This window comes from Vibrio sp. Vb0598 (assembly GCF_033338935.1).
GTDB classification, from domain to species: Bacteria; Pseudomonadota; Gammaproteobacteria; order Enterobacterales; family Vibrionaceae; genus Vibrio; species Vibrio alginolyticus.
In genome coordinates, this window is the sequence record NZ_JAWOTP010000069.1 from 1 (window position 1) to 1,857 (window position 1,857).

Sequence of the window (1,857 nt, forward strand, 5' to 3'; positions counted from 1 at the left end):
AGATGCGTTGTCCGCCAATTACAGTGGCCAATTCATCCGAGTTGTTCACGAGAGGCGCATTAGTCGAGCAGCTTTTCAGCTTACATTCTTGGCATTGCTTGCTCTTGTAGTTGGCACAGTTGCTCATTTCCAACTGGTTATCTTCACCGTGAATAAACACCAAGCTGTTAATTTCTTGAATGATGCCCATCAGCCATTGTTTTTCCGCTTCTTCATTGTTGGCATTCAGCTCAGCTAATTTCACCTTTAGACGTAGGTGCGCAAGAATGAAATACGCGGCAGCAAACATCAGAGAAAAAGCGACCGCACCTGCCAAGAAAAATTTTGCCATTTGCTCATCGTCGTAGCCATAAACTAGGTTGAAGCTTCGGTGCGAGCGCAGAAGTTTTTCTATCTCATTTGAGTCAATGGTTTCGATGATGCTGTTGAGCATGTGTTGGAGCTGCGTATTGTGTTTTGCAACTGCAAACGCAGTCGAGAACGTCAGAACGTCTTGCTCATTGATAACCAAACCATCGACCTGATCTTGCGCAATCATGCTATGAACAACGTCATCAGGAATGTAAGCCACGTCCAAAACGCCTGATTTCAAATCCGCCAGCAGCTGTTTTAAATCGTCATAACGGTCAAAACGGTCCTGTTGCCACACACCTAAGTGCACCAACCCTTGTTTCTTTAAACTCAGTAGAATGCCCGCTTTTTCTGGCGAAGACTTGTCGCGTTCGCTCTCTTCTGCTTGGATAGAAACGTAATTGCTGTGCATGAATGGTTTAGTGATCAGCCAGTCTGACTTAGGCACTGGGCCCACATAAGATACCGGGACAATATCGGCATCAAACGCCGTCAACCCATTAGAAAGACTCGACGTCGGTTTCACATAACTAAAGGCCAAACCCGTACGCGACTGAATTAAGTCGATAAAGTCTGGGAAGAATCCGTCCAGCTTACCCGTGTGCGAATCTCGATAAAGAAATGGATACGCTTCATCACTGCTGCTGTACGTGATCGTTAAGTTACTTTTATGATTACGACGGTATGCCACCAGCAACTTGTCGTTGATGTGATACGGGTTTTTTGATGCCACCGAACGAATGTTTTTACCGCTCTGCTCCCATTCAAGAATTTTGTCGATGTTGTCGATCAGTTTCTGGTTGTCTAGTGAGGCGATAAAACTCACCTCCTCTTCTTGCAGCCAATTCGGAATATCGACAATTCCTTTCACAATATCATTAGCATCAAGGTATTCGGTAATGCCCACATAGGTGTAAATCAACGCGTTAGCTTTGCCGCGTCGAACGTCATCAAAGGCTTCTAAACGCGTTTTCACATAGATAATGTTGTCGATGCCCTGCGAGGTTAGATTGTCGCAGTACACGCTACCTTCCACACACACCCATTTGATATCGCGAATATCACGATCTTTATAGCTAGTATCGCGATACCAAGCTGCGATGGTGCTGGAGAAAAAGGGTTTCGAGAACAGAAAACGCTTCTCTCTTTCCGGCGTTTTGCTAAAACCCACAGCGCCATCAATCACACCGTTTTCAACATCGTTAAGCAACGGCGGAATGTGTTGATAAGCGCGCAGTTCTAGGTTGAGCCCAAGAACCTTCGCGATGTTAGAGAGATAATCGAGGTTGATGCCGTAAAATGGACCGACACTGTCTACAACGGAATTTGAAGAGTCGTTTTGTGTGATAACGCCGACTACGATGCTGTCTTTTGTATTTTCTTTCGCAAGCGCATTAAAGGAAACCGCAAGACTGGTTACGGTTGCGGTAAGTATGATTATTTTTCTTAGAATGCTGAACATAAATGCTTCCTCTAATTGGAAAGCCAGACTAAATTGATCAGCAA

At 45.0% G+C, this 1,857-nt stretch carries 1 protein-coding gene; it reads right to left on the minus strand.

The genetic code is table 11. The features are described from left to right. On the minus strand, positions 1–1,813 hold a 1,813-nt coding region (locus R7Q38_RS22930), incomplete at its 3' end, for a transporter substrate-binding domain-containing protein (RefSeq protein ID WP_318114407.1). Between the last annotated feature and the right edge of the window lie 44 nt (positions 1,814–1,857).